Below are 15,216 nucleotides of genomic sequence, written 5' to 3' on the forward strand. Positions count from 1 at the left end.
AAGATGCAGCTGGAGAACAAGTTCACGATCGCGGCGCCGATCGAGGACGCCTGGAAGGCGCTCAACGATCCGGAGCTCATCGCTCCGTGCTTCCCCGGGGCGACCCTGACCGAGTACGAGGGCGACTCGTTCCAGGGCACCGTCAAGGTCAAGCTCGGCCCGATCTCGCTGACCTACAAGGGCAAGGGCACCTACGTCGAGCGCGACGACGCCAACCACAAGGTCGTCATCGACGCCTCGGGCCGTGACGCCCGCGGCAACGGCACGGCGAAGGCCATCGTCACCGGCACGATGGTCGCCGACGGCCCGGACAAGACCTCGGTCACGATGGTCACCGACATGACCGTCACCGGGCGTCCGGCGCAGTTCGGCCGGGGCGTCATCTCCGACGTCGCCGACAAGATCATCGGTCAGTTCTCGGGCTGTGTCGCCGACAAGCTGACCGGCCCGGGCGCGGCCTCGTCCAACGGCGCGGGCCCCAAGCACGCCGCCGACGAGACCAGCCCGATCCCGGCCGTCCCGCCGGCTCCGGACGAGGTCGGCTCCGCCGCGGCCCGGCCCGCGGCGGCCAAGCCGGCGTTCCAGCCGCAGAGCAGCCCGGTCGAGGCCATCGACCTGCTCGACTCGGCCGGTGCGCCGGTGCTCAAGCGGCTCGCGCCGGTGCTCGGCGGCGTCGGTGCGCTGCTGCTGGTGTGGCTCGTGGTGAAGCGGCTGCGCGGGTCGAACTGACCTCGTCCGCACGTCCGTCCGGGCCGGCACCGCGTTCGTGGTGCCGGCCCGTGGCGTTCCGGGAGAGGATGGACGGGTGCGAGCGGGCGAGCGGAACGGTCTGACCGACGTCGTGGGCCTGCGGGTCGGCCACGCGTCGCTGAGCGGGCCGGGCGCCCGCAGCGGGACCACGGTGGTGCTCGCCCCGCCGGGCGGCGCGGTCGCGGGCGTCGACGTCCGCGGGGCCGCGCCCGGCACCCGTGAGACCGACCTGCTCGCCCCGACGGCGACCGTCCAGCGGGTGCACGCGGTCACGCTGTCGGGGGGCAGCGCCTACGGGCTGGACGCCGCCTCCGGGGTGATGGCGCGCCTGGAGCGCGACGGCGAGGGCTTCCCCGTGCCCGGTGCGGTGGTGCCGATCGTCCCGGCCGCGGTCGTGTTCGACCTCGGGCGCGGGGGCGACCCGCGGGCCCGGCCGACCGCGGAGACCGGTGCCGCCGCCTACGACGACGCGCGCTCGCCCGCCGGGGCGGGCCCGGTCGCCCAGGGGTCGGTCGGGGCCGGGACCGGCGCGGTCTCGGGCGGACTGCGCGGCGGGATCGGGTCGGCCTCGGCGGTGCTCGACGGGGGCACCGTCGTCGCCGCGCTGGTGGTGCTCAACTCGGCGGGCACCGCCGCGGACCTGCGCACCGGCGAGGTGCACGGCGCCCGGCACGGCCTGGCCGGGGAGTTCGACGGCGCCGGCACCGCCCCGCCGGACCGGCTCGCCGAGCTCTACGCGGCCCACGTCAACCCGCTCGGGACGGCGACGACGCTGGTCGTCGTCGCCACCGACGCCGCGCTGGACAAGGCGGGCTGCACCCGGCTCGCGACGATGGCCCACGACGGCCTGGCCCGCGCGATCAGCCCGGTGCACACGATCCGCGACGGCGACTGCGCGTTCGCGCTGTCCACCGGCACCGCGCCGGCCCCGGACACCGCCGTGCTGGTGGCGCTGCAGGCGGCGGCCGCCGACGTGACGGCCCGCGCCGTCGCGCACGCGCTGCTCGCCGCGCGGGAGGCGCCGGACCGGCCGTCGTACCGGTCGCTGGTGGGCGGGTGAGCGCGCCGAACCCCTGGCTGGGGCGGCCGCGCCCGCCGCGCCCGGTCCCGGCGCCCGACCCGGACGGGGTGCGGCTGGTCGGGCTGCCGCGGCGGCGGGCGGCGGCGCGGGCGGTGAACGCCGTGGTGCGGGGCGTGGACGTGCGCGCCTTCGACGACGGCTGGACCGTCTCGTTCCTCAGCGGCTACTACGCGCTGTGCCACACCCTCGACGAGCTGCTCGACGCCGTCGCGGCGCCGGAGGAGCGGGCGATGCTGCGGGCGACCGTGCTCGCCGCGGCCGACGGGAGCGCCGGCCGCGGCTGAGCGGGACTCCCGCCGTGCTCAGTCGTCGTCGCGGCCGTCGTGGTGGCCGCGGTCGTCGCGGTCGTCGCCGGAGCGGTCGTCGTCGGTGTCGGTGTCGGTGTCGTGGTCCAGGACCTGCCCGGTGGCGGCGTCGACGTCGACGTCGTGCTCCACCGCGCCGTCGCGGATCTCGATCTCCCAGTGGTCGCGGTCGTCGCTGCGGTCGTCGCTGCGGTCGTCGTCGCGGTCGTCGTCGTGCCGGTCGAACTCGGCCCCGGTGACCCGGCCGCCGCCGACGGCGTCCAGGGCGATCCGCTCGGCGGCGGCGCGGTCGACGGCGGGGGCGGCGGGCGGGGCCGGGACGGCGGCCGCGGTGCGGGGCAGCTCCGGCGGGAGGACGGACCCGGTGGGCGTGACGGCCGCGGCCGGGACCGCGGTCACCGTGGCGGGGGCCGCGGGCGCCCCGCCGTGGCCGAGGGCCAGTGCGGTGCCGCCCCCGACGAGCAGCAGGCCGGTGGCGGCGACGGCGGTGACGGTGAGGGGGGTGCGCATGATCTTCCTCCGTGGTGTTCCGGCTGGTCCGGGCCGGTGCGGCCCGGTGACTGGTGTGGACTCTGCCGTCGCGCGCACCAAGACCGCGCTGCGTGATGGCTAAGGCCGCGTTAGGGGTCGCGGGCGCCGAACTACAGTCGTCGGGGTGTCGACCATCAGCCCGGACGAGGGAGTGGCGCGCCGGCTGAAGGCCCTGGCCTGCACGGCGCCGCTGCACGACCTCGACGCCCGCAAGGGCCGGCTCGACTGGGACGCGACCGGCTACCAGATGGCCGAGATCGGGCTGCAGGCGATCGACCAGGTGACGCTGGCGATGGACTTCGACCACGGCGCCGACCACGCCGAGGTCGTCCGGCGGCTGCTGCCGTTCGTCGGGGCGCAGGTGCCGGACGCGCCGCGCGCCGAGCACGCACGCGTCGCGCAGTGGGTGGTCGACAACCTGGTCAACGTCGGCTCCATCGACCGCGGCTTCGCCGTCGAGTACGGCACCACCGACGCCGACGGCCGCTACGTGCGCCGCCGGTTCGACTTCAAGCTGCTCGTCGAGGTCGCGGCCCCGGACGGCGCGGTGTTCCTGCGCGCCTCCGACGAGGCGATCAACGTGCTGGTCGGGGCGCTGGACACCGACGTCGAGTCCGCGCAGGAGGCGGCCGAGACCAAGCTGGAGACGCTGATCGTGCGCGGCCGGCTCGGCGACGCCCGCCTGGCCGCGGAGCAGGCCCGCTACCGCACCGTGCAGTACGCGGAGTCGCTGCGCCGCAAGCTCGAGGCGACCCGCCGCGACGTCCGCTCGGTGGACTGGCTCGACGCCGTCCCGCAGCTGCTCGACGAGGCCCTGACCCACATCGAGTCGCGCTACCGCGCCGAGACGCTGATCAAGGCCAACATCGCCGACGCCCGCGACGAGGCGGTCGAGCCCGAGCGCCGCCGGCAGGCCGCGGAGCTGGTGAGCGTCGTCGACGACTGCATCCAGCGCCACACGCAGCTGCAGGCCCGGCTGCAGGAGGCGGGGGCCGCGTTCCGCGCCGAGCAGGACCGCCAGCAGTTCTCCGGGCGGCCGAAGCGGGCCGCGGTGGACGTGTTCGGGCAGCTGCTGCGGCCGTCGCTGGCGCTGGGCGTCGGGGCGGCGCAGGAGCCGGTGACCGCGTGGTTCGCGGCCGGTGCCGGGGTGCGGAACCCGTCGGTGCCGGGGCTCGGCGGGCTGGTCGAGACGCTGCTGACCCCGCCGAGCGACCGCGACCCGTTCGGTGCCGAGGTGCCCGAGCCGGAGCTGGCGCCGCAGCCGAGGGACCGCTTCGGGGAGGACACCTGGGCGGCGACCGAGGCGGTGCTGCCGGTCGCCGTCGAGCGGCCGGTGCGGCTGTCCGAGGCGCTGGCCCTCGCCCGCGCGGCCGGCCCGGACCTGCCGCAGCTGGTGGCGCTGCGCGCGCTGCACGCGGTGGGGACCGCGGTGGCGACGGCACGGACCCAGGGCGACGCGTCGCTGCTGGTCGCGGTGGACGACGGCACCGTGCTCGACGACCCCGAGTTCGGCGGCGCGGACCTGCTGCTCGCGCGGGCGGGCGTGCTGACCGGTCGGGAGATCTCCGGAGGCGGCGATGAGTGACGTCGAGACCGCGGCCCGTCTGGTCGCGTACGGGATGCGGCCCAAGACGCTGCCCGGGCGCGACCCGGACTACGCCGAGCTGGTCCGCCGCTACCGCGAGGACGACGAGTTCCGCACGACCGTGCAGCGCGTCGCGTCCGGGCTGGGGCTGGTCGTGCTCGCCGTCGACACCGGGCCCGGGATCGTGCTGGCCGCGACCGAGGGCTCGGTCTTCGAGATCCGGATGGACGAGTACGCCCGCCGGACCGCGCTGGCCAACCGCGGCGCGGACAAGGTGCTGCACGGGATCGCGCACCTCGCCGTCGCGGCGCTGGCGTTCCCCCGCCCCGACGACCTCGGCGACGACTCCTACGTCGGCCGCGTCTCGGTGGAGCTCGTGGACGGCGCGGTCCGCGAGGCCTGCCGGGTGCTCGGCGAGCGCGCGCAGGGCCCGGCGGACCCGGAGTCCGACGCGCCGCAGCTCGAGGAGGTCTGGCGGGTCTGGCTGCGCCGCCCGGAGGCGACCGCGACCAAGGACGGCCGCGTCGGCGAGTCGACGACCCGCGGGATCGTCGGCAAGGCGCTGCGCTTCCTCGCCGACCAGGGCTTCCTGGTGCCCGTCGGCGCGGAGGGCGCCTACCGGACGACACCGCGCTACCAGGTCCAGGTGCGCGAGCTCGCCGCCCAGCGGACCTTCGACGAGCTGCTGTCGCTGAACGTGCTGCCCGCCGCGACCGCCGCGGGATCGCTGGTCACCGGGCACGACGCGGTGTTCGGCGCCGCGGACGCCGACGGCGGTGCCCCGCCGCCGGGAACCGGGCCCGCCGACCCCGGCCCGGCCCCGCGCACGGACGGACCGGCCGCGGACACGGACCCCACGCCCGAGCCGGTGGAGCCCGGCCCGGTGGAGCCCGGCCCGGCCGCCACCGTCCCGGAGGACCGCGATGTATGAGCTGACCCGTGTCCGCCTGTTCTCCGTCGGCCCGACCGCCGCGCGCTACCAGGACGTCGCGCTGGACCTGCGCGGCGTCGGGGCGCCGATCAGGGTCGCCGTGCAGGAGGACCTCTTCGCCCCGGACGCACAGGACCGCTCGACGCCGCGGCGGCCGTCGCCGGCCTCGGTGCTGTTCCTGGAGAACGGCGGCGGCAAGTCCGTCCTGCTGAAGCTGATCTTCTCGGTGCTGCTGCCCGGGCGGCGCCAGGTCGTCGGCACCACCAGCACCACGGTGCTGGAGAACTTCGTGCTGGCCGAGGACGTCGCGCACGTCGTCTGCGAGTGGATGCACGTCGGCACCGGGCGCCTGCTGGTCACCGGCAAGGTGTCGGAGTGGCGCGGGCACGTCGCCTCCACCGACCCGGAGAAGCTCGCGGACGCCTGGTACGCCTTCCACCCCGTCCCCGGCCTGGGACTCGACGACCTGCCCTTCACCCACGAGGGCCGCCGGGTCACGCTCGCGGCGTTCCGCGACCGGCTGCAGACCGCGCACCGCGCCCACCCCGACGCGGAGCTCGCCTGGGAGACCGGGCACCGGGACTGGACGCGCCACCTCGGCGCGGTCGGGCTCGACCCGGAGCTGTTCCGCTACCAGCGCGCGATGAACGCCGGGGAGGGCGAGGCCGCGGAGGCGTTCTCCTTCTCCTCCGACGAGGCGTTCGTCGACTTCCTGCTGCGCGCGGTGCTCGACCCGGCGGAGCCGCAGAACGTCGCCGAGCTCGTCGCCGGCTACGCCGACCGGCTCGCCCAGCGCGAGGAGCTGCAGAACGAGCGCGAGTTCGTCGACGGCACGCTGTCCCGGCTGGAGCCGATGGTCGCGGCCGAGGCGACCGCGACGACCGCCCGCGGGACCGAGAGCGCCGCGCGCGCCGAGCTGGCGGCCACCGCGTCGCGGATCGCCGCCCGCCGGGTCGCCGAGCACGCCCGGCAGGCGACCACCGCCGACGACGCCACCCGCGCCGTCGACGCCGAGCAGACCGCCGCCGTCGCCGCGGAGCGCCTGCAGGAGATCGTCGGTGAGCTGCGCCGGCGCACGGCGGCGCGCACCGTCGAGGCGGCCGAGGCCGCGGCCGCGGAGGCCACCCGGGCCCGCGACGAGGCGTCGGCGGAGTCGATGGCCCGCGACGCCGTCGAGCCCGTCCTCGCCCACCGGGTCGCCGCCGCCGAGGCGGCGCGGCTGCGCGCCCGCGTCGACGAGGAGGAGCAGAAGGCCCGCCCGGCGCTGCAGGCCCGCCAGGACGCCGCGCGCGCACTCGCCGGCGCGCTCGTCCGCTACGCCGACGAGGCCGACGCGGCCGCCGACGCCGCCGAGGAGCAGCGCGCCGACGCCGAGGACCGCGCGGCCGCCGCGCGCCGCGAGCAGGTCACCCGCGCCTCCGACGCCGCAGGCTCCGACGCCGCCGCGGCGGCCGCCCGCGAGACCCTCGACGACCTCGACGACCGGGTGCGCACCGCCGTCGCGGCCGGGCACCTGAAGGCCGGCTCGACCGCCGCCGACGTCGACGACGAGGCCGCCGCCGCGGGCGCCGGCGCGCAGGCCTGCGCGACCGCGCTCGCCGACGCCGACGCCGCGGCCGCCGGGCTGCGCGACGAGCGCCGCGCCGCCGAGGCCGGGCGGACCGCCGCCCAGGACGCCGCGGCCACCGCCCGGGCCGCGGCCGCGTCCGCCGCCGCCGCCCGCGACGCCGCCGAGGCCGACGCCGTCGCGCTCGCCGCCCGTGCCCGCCCCGCAGAGCTGCTCGGGCTCACCGCGATCAGCCCCGACACCGACGCCGGGCTCGTCGTCGACACCCTCACCATCGCGATCCGCGGCGCCGAGCGCGAGCGGACCACGCTGCTGTCCGACCAGCGCCGCGACGAGCGCGCGCTCGCCGCGCTGGGCGACGGCGGCCTGCTGCCCGACCCGCCCGAGATCGAGGACGTCCTCGCCGCGCTCGAGGCCGCCGGTGTCACCGCGTGGTCCGGGCGCCGCTACCTCGCGATGCTGCCCGCGGCCGACCGGGAGACCGTCCTGGCGCGCCTGCCGCACCTGGCCGGGGGAGTGCTGCTCAACGACCCCGCCGACGTGCCCCGCGCCCGCGACGAGCTCACCGCGGCCCGGCTGCTGCCCGCGGCCCTGGTCGCCGTCGGATCGACCGCCGCGCTGCGGCCCGACGCCGACGCGGCCCCGGGGGTGGAGTTCGTCGTCCCGCCGAACCCGGCCCTGCACGACGAGGACGCCGCCGAGCAGGTCCGCGTCCGGCTCGTCGCCGAGACCACCGCACGCACCGCCCGGCTCGCCGCGCTCGAGGAGACCCTCGACACCGACCGCAGGCTGCGCGACCGCTTCGCCGACCTGCGCGACCGCCGTCCGACCGTGGCCGAGCTGGTCGCGGCGGCCGAGGAGGCCGAACGCGGGCAGGCCGAGGCCGCGGCCGCCCACGACCACGCCCGCGCCGAGGTCGCCGCGCTCGACGAGCGCGCCGACCGGCTCGTCGCCGACCGGCCCGGGCTGGAGCGCACCGCCGCCGACACCCGCCGCCGCGCCGACGCGCTCGGCGCGCTGCGCACCGAGCTGGCCCGCCGCCCGGCGCTGGAGGAGCGCGAGCGCACCGGCGCCGCCGCGGCCGCCCGCGCCCGCGAGGAGGCCGACGCCGCCGGCGTCACCGCGGACCGGGCCGCGCGCGAGGCGGCGGCCGCCCAGCAGACCCGCGACCGCAGCCGCAGCACCGCCGCCGGGCTGCGCGACGAGATCGCGACCCTGCCCGTCGCCGCCGAGGAGGCCGTCGGACCCGCATCCGGGCAGGCGTCGCTCGCCGAGCTGCGCGAGGAGTTCCACCGGGCCCGCGACGCGTACGCCTCGGCGGCCGTCGACACCGACCTGCACGGGGCGCTGGAGCGCGCCGAGGCCGACGCCCGGGAGCGGCGGATCGCCGTGGACGGGCTGCCGCGCGGCGTCGTCGAGGCCGCGACGGCGTTCCTGCACACCCCCGACGGCGCCGACGCCGCCGGCCGGCGGGCCGCCGCCGAGCAGGCCCGCCGGGCCTACGACGAGGCCGAACGCGCCCGCGCCGACGCCGCCACCGAGCTGGCCGTGGCCCGCAGGGAGCTCGAACGCCTCGCCGGCGACGAGCGCCCCGTCGAGCCCTACGAGGCCCCGCGCGACGCCGGGCACGGTCGCGAGGTCGTCGCCCGCGCCGCCGCGGACCTGGAGGCCGCGGGCGCCGAGCTGGACCGCCGCCGCCGCGCACGGGCGACGGCCGAGGAGGCGCACCGCGTCGCCGTCGACCTCGCGAAGGGGTTCGGGCTGGTCGTGTCCTCGCTCGACGAGGCCCCCGAGCCCGGCGGCCCGCCCTTCGACGGCGACGTCGACGACGCCCAGGCCGCCCTCAAGCGTCACCAGGGCGCGGTCCGCGAGGCCGCGGGCGAGCGCACCCGCGCGGAGAAGAAGGTCCGCGAGGGCGTCGACGCCGTCGCCCGCTTCGCCCAGGACGCGCGCTTCGCCACGCTGACCTCGCCCGTGCACCGCCACATCGCCGGCGTCGACCGCTCGGAGATGCCCGCCCTGGCCGCCGAGTGGATCGGGGCGCTGCGGCCCCGGCTGCGCTCGCTCGACGACGACCTCGGCAACATCGAGCGGCACCGCTCGGGCATCGTGACCCGGCTGTCCGGCATGGTCGGCGAGGCCCTGCGCACGGTGCGCCTGGCGCAGCGGCTGTCCCAGCTCCCCGAGGGGCTCGGCGACTGGTCGGGCCAGCAGTTCCTGCGGATCCGGTTCGAGGAGCTGCCCGAGGCGGCGCTGCGTCACGAGCTGGGCGCGGTCGTCGACCGCACCGCGACCGGGATGGCCGGCGGCGGGCGGTCCACGGAGCGCCGCGACGGCATGTCGATGCTGCTGCGCGGGGTGCGCGCGGCGATGCCCAAGGGCGTGCGGGTCGAGATGCTCAAGCCCGACGCGGTGCTGCGGACCGAGCGCCTGCGGGTCTCGGCGATCAAGGACGTGTTCTCCGGCGGGCAGCAGCTGACCGCGGCGATCGTCCTGTACTGCACGATGGCGGCGCTGCGCGCGCACCAGCGCGGGCAGGGCAGGCGGGCGCACGCGGGCGTGCTGTTCCTGGACAACCCGATCGGCCGCGCCTCGGCGGGCTACCTGCTGGAGCTGCAGTTCGGCGTCGCGGCCGCGCTGGGCGTGCAGCTCGTGTACACCACCGGCCTGTTCGACGCGGGCGCGCTGTCGAGCTTCCCGCTGCTGGTGCGCCTGCGCAACGACGCCGACCTGCGCGCCGGGCGCAAGTACCTGTCGGTCGACGAGCGGGTCGCCCGCTCGGTGCCCGACGCCGACGCCCCCGGCGGCCGGATCAGCGCCGCGCGCGTCTACCGCCGCCCCGACGCCGCCCCGGCCGGGGCCGCCGGGTGAGCACACCGGACGGACCCGGTCCGGTCGCGCAGCGCCTCGGGGAGCTGCTACGGGCCCGCGGGCTGACCGTGCTGCGCCGCAACGCGGTGCTCGCGGCCTTCGCCGAGGCCGACCCGCGGAGCCACGGCACCGTCCACATGCGACGGGCACTGGCCGCCGCGCTGGACGAGCTCGCGGCGGCCGGCGTCCTCGTCCCGTCCGCGGCGACCGACGGCGGTGTCCCGCCGCTGCCGCGGCAGGTGCGCATGGCCCGGCCCGCTCCCGCCGCGACGGCGTCCGGACCCGGCCCGGTGTGGCACCCCGAGCTGCGGTGGGCGGACGGCGTGGCCCGGCCCGCGCCGGTGCTGCTGCAGGTCAACGACTGGCTGTTCCGCCACGGCGCCCGCGCGCAGGAGGTCCCGCTGCGCGAGCGCGCCCTGGAGGTCACCGGCGACGAGAAGGCCTTCGACGGCCCGCTGCCCCGCGGCCTCACGCTCGCCACCCTGCGCGCCCGCCGGGTCGTCCCGCCGCTGCACACCGAGGCCGTCGGCGACGGCCCGGTGCTGCTCGTCGTGGAGAACGCCGACACCGCCGACTCGCTGGTGCGGGCCCTGCGGCGCGACGCCGGCCCGGTCGGCGCCGTCGCCTGGGGCGCCGGGAACGCGTTCACCGCCTCGGTGCTGTCGCTGCGCCCGGCGCCGCCTGCGGCCGTCCGCTACTTCGGCGACCTCGACCCGGCGGGGCTGCGGATCCCGGCCCGCGCGTCGGAGCTGGCCGTCGCGGAGGGGCTGCCGCCGGTGCTCCCGGCGACCGGGCTGTACCGGGCGCTGCTGGCGCACGGGCGGCCGGCCGCGTCGTCCTCGGTGGACGCGGGCGGGGTGGCGTGGCTCGACCCCGGGCTGCGCGGCCCGGTGCGCGACCTGTTCGCGGCCGGGACGCGGCTGGCCCAGGAGGCCGTCGGGACCACGGTGCTCGCCGCCGACGGGGTCTGGCGGGACGGGCTCGGGCCCGGCCGGGACCGCCCGGAACCCCCAGGACCTGCGCCGCGGCTGTGACCGTGGTCGCATCGACGGGTCGTCGTCACCGGGGCGGCGCGGGCGAGGAGGTGCGGGCGTGGCCGGGAAAGAGATCTTCGTGGCGTTCGGGATCGACGTGGACGCCGTCGGCGGGTGGCTGGGGTCCTACGGCGGGGAGGACTCCCCGGGCGACATCTCGCGCGGCGTGTTCGCCGGCGAGGTCGGCGTACCGCGGCTGAACCGGCTGCTGGCCCGATACGACCTGCCCGCCACCTGGTTCTGGCCGGGACACTCGGTCGAGACGTTCCCCGCGCAGTTCGACGAGGTCGTCGCCGCCGGGCACGAGATCGGGGTGCACGGCTACAGCCACGAGAACCCGATCGCGATGACGCGCGAGCAGGAGTCCGACATCCTCGACCACTGCATCGAGCTGATCACCGACCGGGCCGGGGCCCGCCCGACCGGCTACGTGGCGCCGTGGTGGGAGTTCTCCCGCGTCACCAACGAGCTGCTGCTCGAACGCGGCATCACCTACGACCACTCGCTGATGCACCGGGACTTCGAGCCGTACTACGTGCGGGTCGGCGACTCCTGGACCCCGATCGACTACGAGCGCCCGGCCCGGGAGTGGATGCGGCCGCTGGTCCGCGGCGAGGAGACCGACCTGGTGGAGATCCCGGCGTCCTGGTACCTCGACGACCTGCCGCCGATGATGTTCATCAAGTCCAGCCCGAACTCGCACGGCTTCGTGAACCCGCGCCACATCGAGGAGATGTGGCGCGACCAGTTCGACTGGGTGTACCGCGAGCTCGACTACGCGGTCTTCACGTTCACGATCCACCCCGACGTCTCCGGGCGCCCGCAGGTGCTGCTCATGCTGGAACGGCTGATCGAGCACATCAGCGGCCACGACGGCGTGCGCTGGTCCACCTTCGACGGCATCGCCCGCGACTTCCTGGCCCGCCGGCCGCGCGGCTGATGTGCGGGGCGTGCGGGCGCCCGCACGACCCGGACGGCGCCGCCGTCGCCGGGCCGCGGCGGCGGGCGGCCGTCGCCGCGGCGGCGAGCGGGCCGGGCCGGCGCGTGCGGGCGGTACCCGGCGGCTGGACCGTCGCGGGCCCGACCGGGCGCACCGCCGTCGCCCGGACCCTGGCGGAGCTGCTGGACGCCCTGGGCCCGCCCGACCGGGCGGCGGCCCGGCGGGCGCTGCTCGCCGCGGCCGCGGGCGGGTGAGGCGCGCCGGCCTCCGCGGACGGCGCGCACCACCGCGGGCACCCCGTCGGCGGGGCGCATCGCGAGGAAGCCGGTGGGCCGCACCGGGCCGGGCACCGGGTCCAGCTCGGCCCGCACGACCAGCCGGGCGAGCAGCACGGTCAGCTCGGCGACGGCCAGCGCGGCGCCCAGGCACCGGTGCGCGCCCCCGCCGAACGGGATGAACGCCCCCGGCACCGGTCGCCGGTGGTCCGGGTCGCTCTCGTCCCAGCGGCCGGGCAGGAACGCGGTCGGGCGGTCCCACACGGCCGGGTCGCGGTGGGTGACGAACGGACTGAACAGCAGCGGTGTGCCCGGCGGGACGTCGTGGCCGTGCAGGGTGAGGCCGTGGCGCACCCAGCGCCCGCTGATCGACGCCGGCGGGTACAGCCGCAGCGTCTCGTGCACGACGCGGTCGGTGAACCGCAGCGACGCCAGGTCGCCCGGGCCGGGCGGGGCGTCGCCGCACACCGCGCGCACCTCGTCGCGGACGGCGCCGGCGATCTCCGGCCGGGTGAGCGCGGTCAGCGCGGTCCAGGCCATCGCGGCGGCCGTCGTCTCGTAGGCGGCGACGACGAGGCTCACGACCTGGTCGCACACCTCGACGAGGGAGAGCTCGGCGCCGTCGGCGGGGGTGGCGAAGCGGGCGAGCAGGTCCTCGCGCGGCGCACCGTCGCGGCGGTCGAGCTCGGCGCGCACCAGGTCGTCGACGGCGCGCCGCCCGGCCAGCGCGGCCCGCCAGCGCCGGGTGCCCAGCCGCCGGTGCACCCGCTGGGAGACCGGGTCGCCCTCGACGAAGCGCAGCAGCGGGTCGAGCAGGGCGCCGATCCGGTCGGCGTCGGCGGCGAGCTCGGGGCCGAACAGGACCTCGACGGTGGCGCGGCGGATGACCGTCCGGAACTCCCGGTGCAGGTCGACGCGGTCGCCGGGACGCCAGGTGTCGATCACCCGGTCGGCGTGGCCGGTGAAGGCGGGGACGTAGCCGTCGACCGCGCGCCGGGTGAACCCGCCGGCCGCGACCCGGCGGCGGCGCCGGTGCTCCTCGCCGTGGCTGAGCAGCAGCGCGGTCTCCCCGCTGAGCGGCGCGACCGTCTCGAACATCTCCCGCTGGCTGAACAGCTCGTCGTGGCCGAACAGGACGGTGTTGGCCTCCGGCCCGAACGCCGCGACCGACCGTCCGGGCCCGACACCGAAGGCGACGACCGGGCCGTGGCGGGCGTGGAGCTCCTGCAGCGCGCGGTGCGGGCGGGCGGCGAACAGGGCGGTGGAGCGCAGGACCTCGACGGGGCCGCGGGGGCCGGGGAGCTGTCCCATGCACCGAGCGTAGGCGCTCGTACCCGCCCGGTGGACCGCCTGCGGGGTCACGCGACGGGGGCGGCCAGCTCCAGCTCGACCCGCAGCCCGGCCCCGGGCGGGCTGCTCAGGGTCAGGGCGCCGCCCGCCTGCTCGGCGGTGCGCCGCGCGATGTCCAGGCCCAGCCCGGTCGACCCGCCGCCGCTGACCCCGCGCGAGGTCGGGTCGGCACCGGGCGGCAGGCCCGCCCCGTGGTCGACGACGACGATCCGTGCGCCGCCCCCGGCCCGCGGCGACAGCTCGACCTCGAACGCGGTGCCGTCGGGGGTGTGGGCGAAGACGTTGCCGAGCACCGCGTCCACGCAGGCCTCCAGGTCACCGGGGGCGCACGCGACCGGCAGCGGCCCCGCGGCGAGGGTCGTGGTCACCGCGCGGTCGGTGTCCTCGGCGAGCACCCGCCAGAACTCCACCCGCTCCGCGACGACGGCGGCGGCGTCCGCGCTGCGCAGGGTGCCGCCGCCGCGCCGCCGGGCCTGCTCGATCGCGCCGGTCACGGCGCGCTGCACGCCGTCGACCCCGGCGGAGATACGGGCGCCCTCGTCGGGGTCGCGCAGGGCCTCGGCGTCCAGGCGCAGCGCGGTCAGCGGGGTTCGGACGCGGTGGGCGAGGTCGGCGACGTTCTCCCGCTCCTCGCGCAGCAGCTCCGCGATCCGCCCGGCCAGGCCGTTCAGCGCCCCCGCGACGACGCCCAGCTCGGCCGGGGCGCCGGGGTCGGCGCGGGCGGACAGGTCGCCGCGGGCGAGCTGCCCGGACACCTCGGACAGGTCGGTCGTCGCGTCCACCAGCGAGCGGGCGAGCCGGTCGGCGAGCAGCAGGCCGCCGGCGGTCAGCACCAGCGACAGCCCGCCCAGCAGCAGCCACGAGCGCGTCACCCCGCGGGTCAGCTCGGCGTCGGGCACGAACACCCGGATCGCGGCGTTCCCGCCGGCGGCGCCGGACACCGCGAACACCAGCTCGCGGCCGCCGTGGGCGTCGGTCTGCGCGCTCGTGCCGAGCAGGCCGAGCCGGACGACCGGGCTGAGCGGCGCGGGGGCGCCGAGCACGGTCCCGTCGCCGAGGAACACCGACACGTCCGAGGCGTCGCGGGCGTCGGCGTCCTGCACGGTGGGGACGAGCACCGCGCGGTCCCCGGCCGCGACGGCGGGGGTGAGCGCCTGGGCCTGGGTGGTCGCCGCCGACACCGCGGAGTCCTCGGCGACCTGGCGCAGCAGTACCGCCAGCGGGACCGCGAAGCCGATCAGCACCAGCAGCACCGGCGCGGCGACGAGCAGCAGGATTCGCCCCCGCATCAGCCGTCCCCGCGCGGCGCGGACAGCCGGATCCCGACCCCGCGCACCGAGTGCAGGTAGCGGGCCTGCTGGGCGGTCTCACCGAGCTTGCGGCGCAGCCAGGACAGGTGGACGTCGACGGTCTTGTCGGCGCCGCCGTAGGGCTGCTGCCACACCTCGGTGACCAGCTCCCGCTTGCTGACGACCTGGTCGGCGCGGGCCGCGAGGTGGTGCAGCAGGTCGAACTCGCGCGGGGTCAGCTCCAGCTCGGTGCCGTCGAGCACGGCGCGCCGCGACCGCGGGTCCACCGAGAGCCCGCCGACGACGACGGTCGGGTCCGGCGCGCCGTCGCCGAGGCGGCGCAGCACCGCGCGGATCCGGGCGTCGAGCTGTGCCGCGGCGAACGGCTTGACCAGGTAGTCGTCGGCGCCGGCGTCGAGCACCGCGACGATCTCGGCCTCGTCGTCGCGCGCGGTCGCGACGATCACCGGGACCGAGCTGGCGCCGCGCAGCATCCGGAGCATCGTGGCCCCGTCCATGTCGGGCAGCCCGAGGTCGAGCACCACCAGGTCGGGACGCTTCGCGACGGCGTTCTCCAGGCCCGCCATCGCGGTCGGCGCGGAGTCGACGGCGTGCCCGCGCTCGCCGAGCCCGCGGATGAGGGCGCCGCGGATGCCGGGGTCGTCCTCGACGATCAGGATCTGGGCCACGGGGCGAACCTAGCCGCC

Annotated in this window: 10 protein-coding genes and 2 pseudogenes; 8 read left to right on the forward strand and 4 right to left on the reverse strand. The window is 77.9% G+C overall.

Going from position 1 to position 15,216, the window contains the following annotated elements:
* Nucleotides 1–3 precede the first annotated feature (3 nt).
* The 3 genes from WJX68_RS16390 (at nt 4) to WJX68_RS16400 (ending at nt 2,115) form a co-directional block, all read left to right on the forward strand.
* Nucleotides 4–729 (forward strand): SRPBCC family protein, encoded by a 726-nt coding sequence (locus tag WJX68_RS16390; RefSeq protein ID WP_340291766.1) that lies wholly within the window; start codon nt 4–6, stop codon nt 727–729.
* 76 nt (nt 730–805) lie between these two features.
* On the forward strand, nt 806–1,810 hold the full coding sequence (locus tag WJX68_RS16395) for a P1 family peptidase (protein WP_340291768.1): 1,005 nt from the start codon (nt 806–808) through the stop codon (nt 1,808–1,810).
* A complete protein-coding gene (locus WJX68_RS16400) occupies nt 1,807–2,115 on the forward strand; it encodes a hypothetical protein (RefSeq protein WP_340291770.1) in 309 nt (102 codons plus the stop codon). Before WJX68_RS16395 ends, WJX68_RS16400 begins: the two co-directional genes overlap by 4 nt.
* 18 nt (nt 2,116–2,133) lie before the next feature.
* On the opposite strand, the gene WJX68_RS16405 is transcribed toward WJX68_RS16400, so the two are convergent.
* Nucleotides 2,134–2,646 carry a PepSY domain-containing protein gene (locus WJX68_RS16405; RefSeq protein ID WP_340291772.1) on the reverse strand — a complete coding sequence of 171 codons (513 nt, stop codon included), beginning with the start codon at nt 2,644–2,646 and terminating at the stop codon, nt 2,134–2,136.
* Between the two features lie 145 nt (nt 2,647–2,791).
* On the opposite strand from WJX68_RS16405, the gene WJX68_RS16410 reads away from it, so the two are divergent.
* From WJX68_RS16410 to WJX68_RS16430, 5 genes and pseudogenes are all read left to right on the forward strand, one after another.
* Complete coding sequence (locus WJX68_RS16410; RefSeq protein ID WP_340291774.1) at nt 2,792–4,252, forward strand: hypothetical protein; 1,461 nt, start codon at nt 2,792–2,794, stop codon at nt 4,250–4,252.
* Nucleotides 4,245–4,982, forward strand: a pseudogene (locus tag WJX68_RS16415) (hypothetical protein); the annotation flags it as partial. The gene WJX68_RS16410 and the pseudogene WJX68_RS16415, both read left to right, overlap by 8 nt.
* A 193-nt stretch (nt 4,983–5,175) precedes the next feature.
* Entirely contained in the window at nt 5,176–9,621 is a 4,446-nt protein-coding gene (locus WJX68_RS16420) for a hypothetical protein (RefSeq protein ID WP_340291776.1), read from the forward strand.
* The gene (locus tag WJX68_RS16425; protein WP_340291778.1) at nt 9,618–10,655 is read left to right on the forward strand and encodes a hypothetical protein; all 1,038 of its coding nucleotides are present in this window, start codon (nt 9,618–9,620) and stop codon (nt 10,653–10,655) included. Before WJX68_RS16420 ends, WJX68_RS16425 begins: the two co-directional genes overlap by 4 nt.
* Before the next feature lie 58 nt (nt 10,656–10,713).
* On the forward strand, nt 10,714–11,595 hold the full coding sequence (locus tag WJX68_RS16430; protein ID WP_340291780.1) for a polysaccharide deacetylase family protein: 882 nt from the start codon (nt 10,714–10,716) through the stop codon (nt 11,593–11,595).
* 353 nt (nt 11,596–11,948) lie between these two features.
* Here the strand turns inward: WJX68_RS16430 and WJX68_RS16435 are convergent.
* The 3 genes and pseudogenes from WJX68_RS16435 to WJX68_RS16445 form a co-directional block, all read right to left on the reverse strand.
* A pseudogene (locus WJX68_RS16435) lies at nt 11,949–13,181 on the reverse strand (cytochrome P450); the annotation flags it as partial.
* Nucleotides 13,182–13,228: 47 nt separating this feature from the next.
* A complete protein-coding gene (locus WJX68_RS16440) occupies nt 13,229–14,509 on the reverse strand; it encodes a sensor histidine kinase (protein WP_340291783.1) in 1,281 nt (426 codons plus the stop codon).
* Complete coding sequence (locus tag WJX68_RS16445; protein ID WP_340291785.1) at nt 14,509–15,198, reverse strand: response regulator transcription factor; 690 nt, start codon at nt 15,196–15,198, stop codon at nt 14,509–14,511. The genes WJX68_RS16440 and WJX68_RS16445 overlap by 1 nt, the downstream gene beginning before the upstream one ends.
* Nucleotides 15,199–15,216 lie beyond the last annotated feature (18 nt).

Origin of the sequence: Pseudonocardia spirodelae, from assembly GCF_037727765.1 — a bacterium.
Classification (GTDB): Bacteria; Actinomycetota; Actinomycetes; order Mycobacteriales; family Pseudonocardiaceae; genus Pseudonocardia; species Pseudonocardia spirodelae.

Bases quoted from the DNA above. Each gene is read 5' to 3' on its own strand.
- WJX68_RS16440 (WP_340291783.1), bottom strand. From the start codon at position 14,509: ATGCGGGGGCGAATCCTGCTGCTCGTCGCCGCGCCGGTGCTGCTGGTG.
- WJX68_RS16405 (WP_340291772.1), bottom strand. From the start codon at position 2,646: ATGCGCACCCCCCTCACCGTCACCGCCGTCGCCGCCACCGGCCTGCTG.
- WJX68_RS16420 (WP_340291776.1), top strand. From the start codon at position 5,176: ATGTATGAGCTGACCCGTGTCCGCCTGTTCTCCGTCGGCCCGACCGCC.
- WJX68_RS16390 (WP_340291766.1), top strand. From the start codon at position 4: ATGCAGCTGGAGAACAAGTTCACGATCGCGGCGCCGATCGAGGACGCC.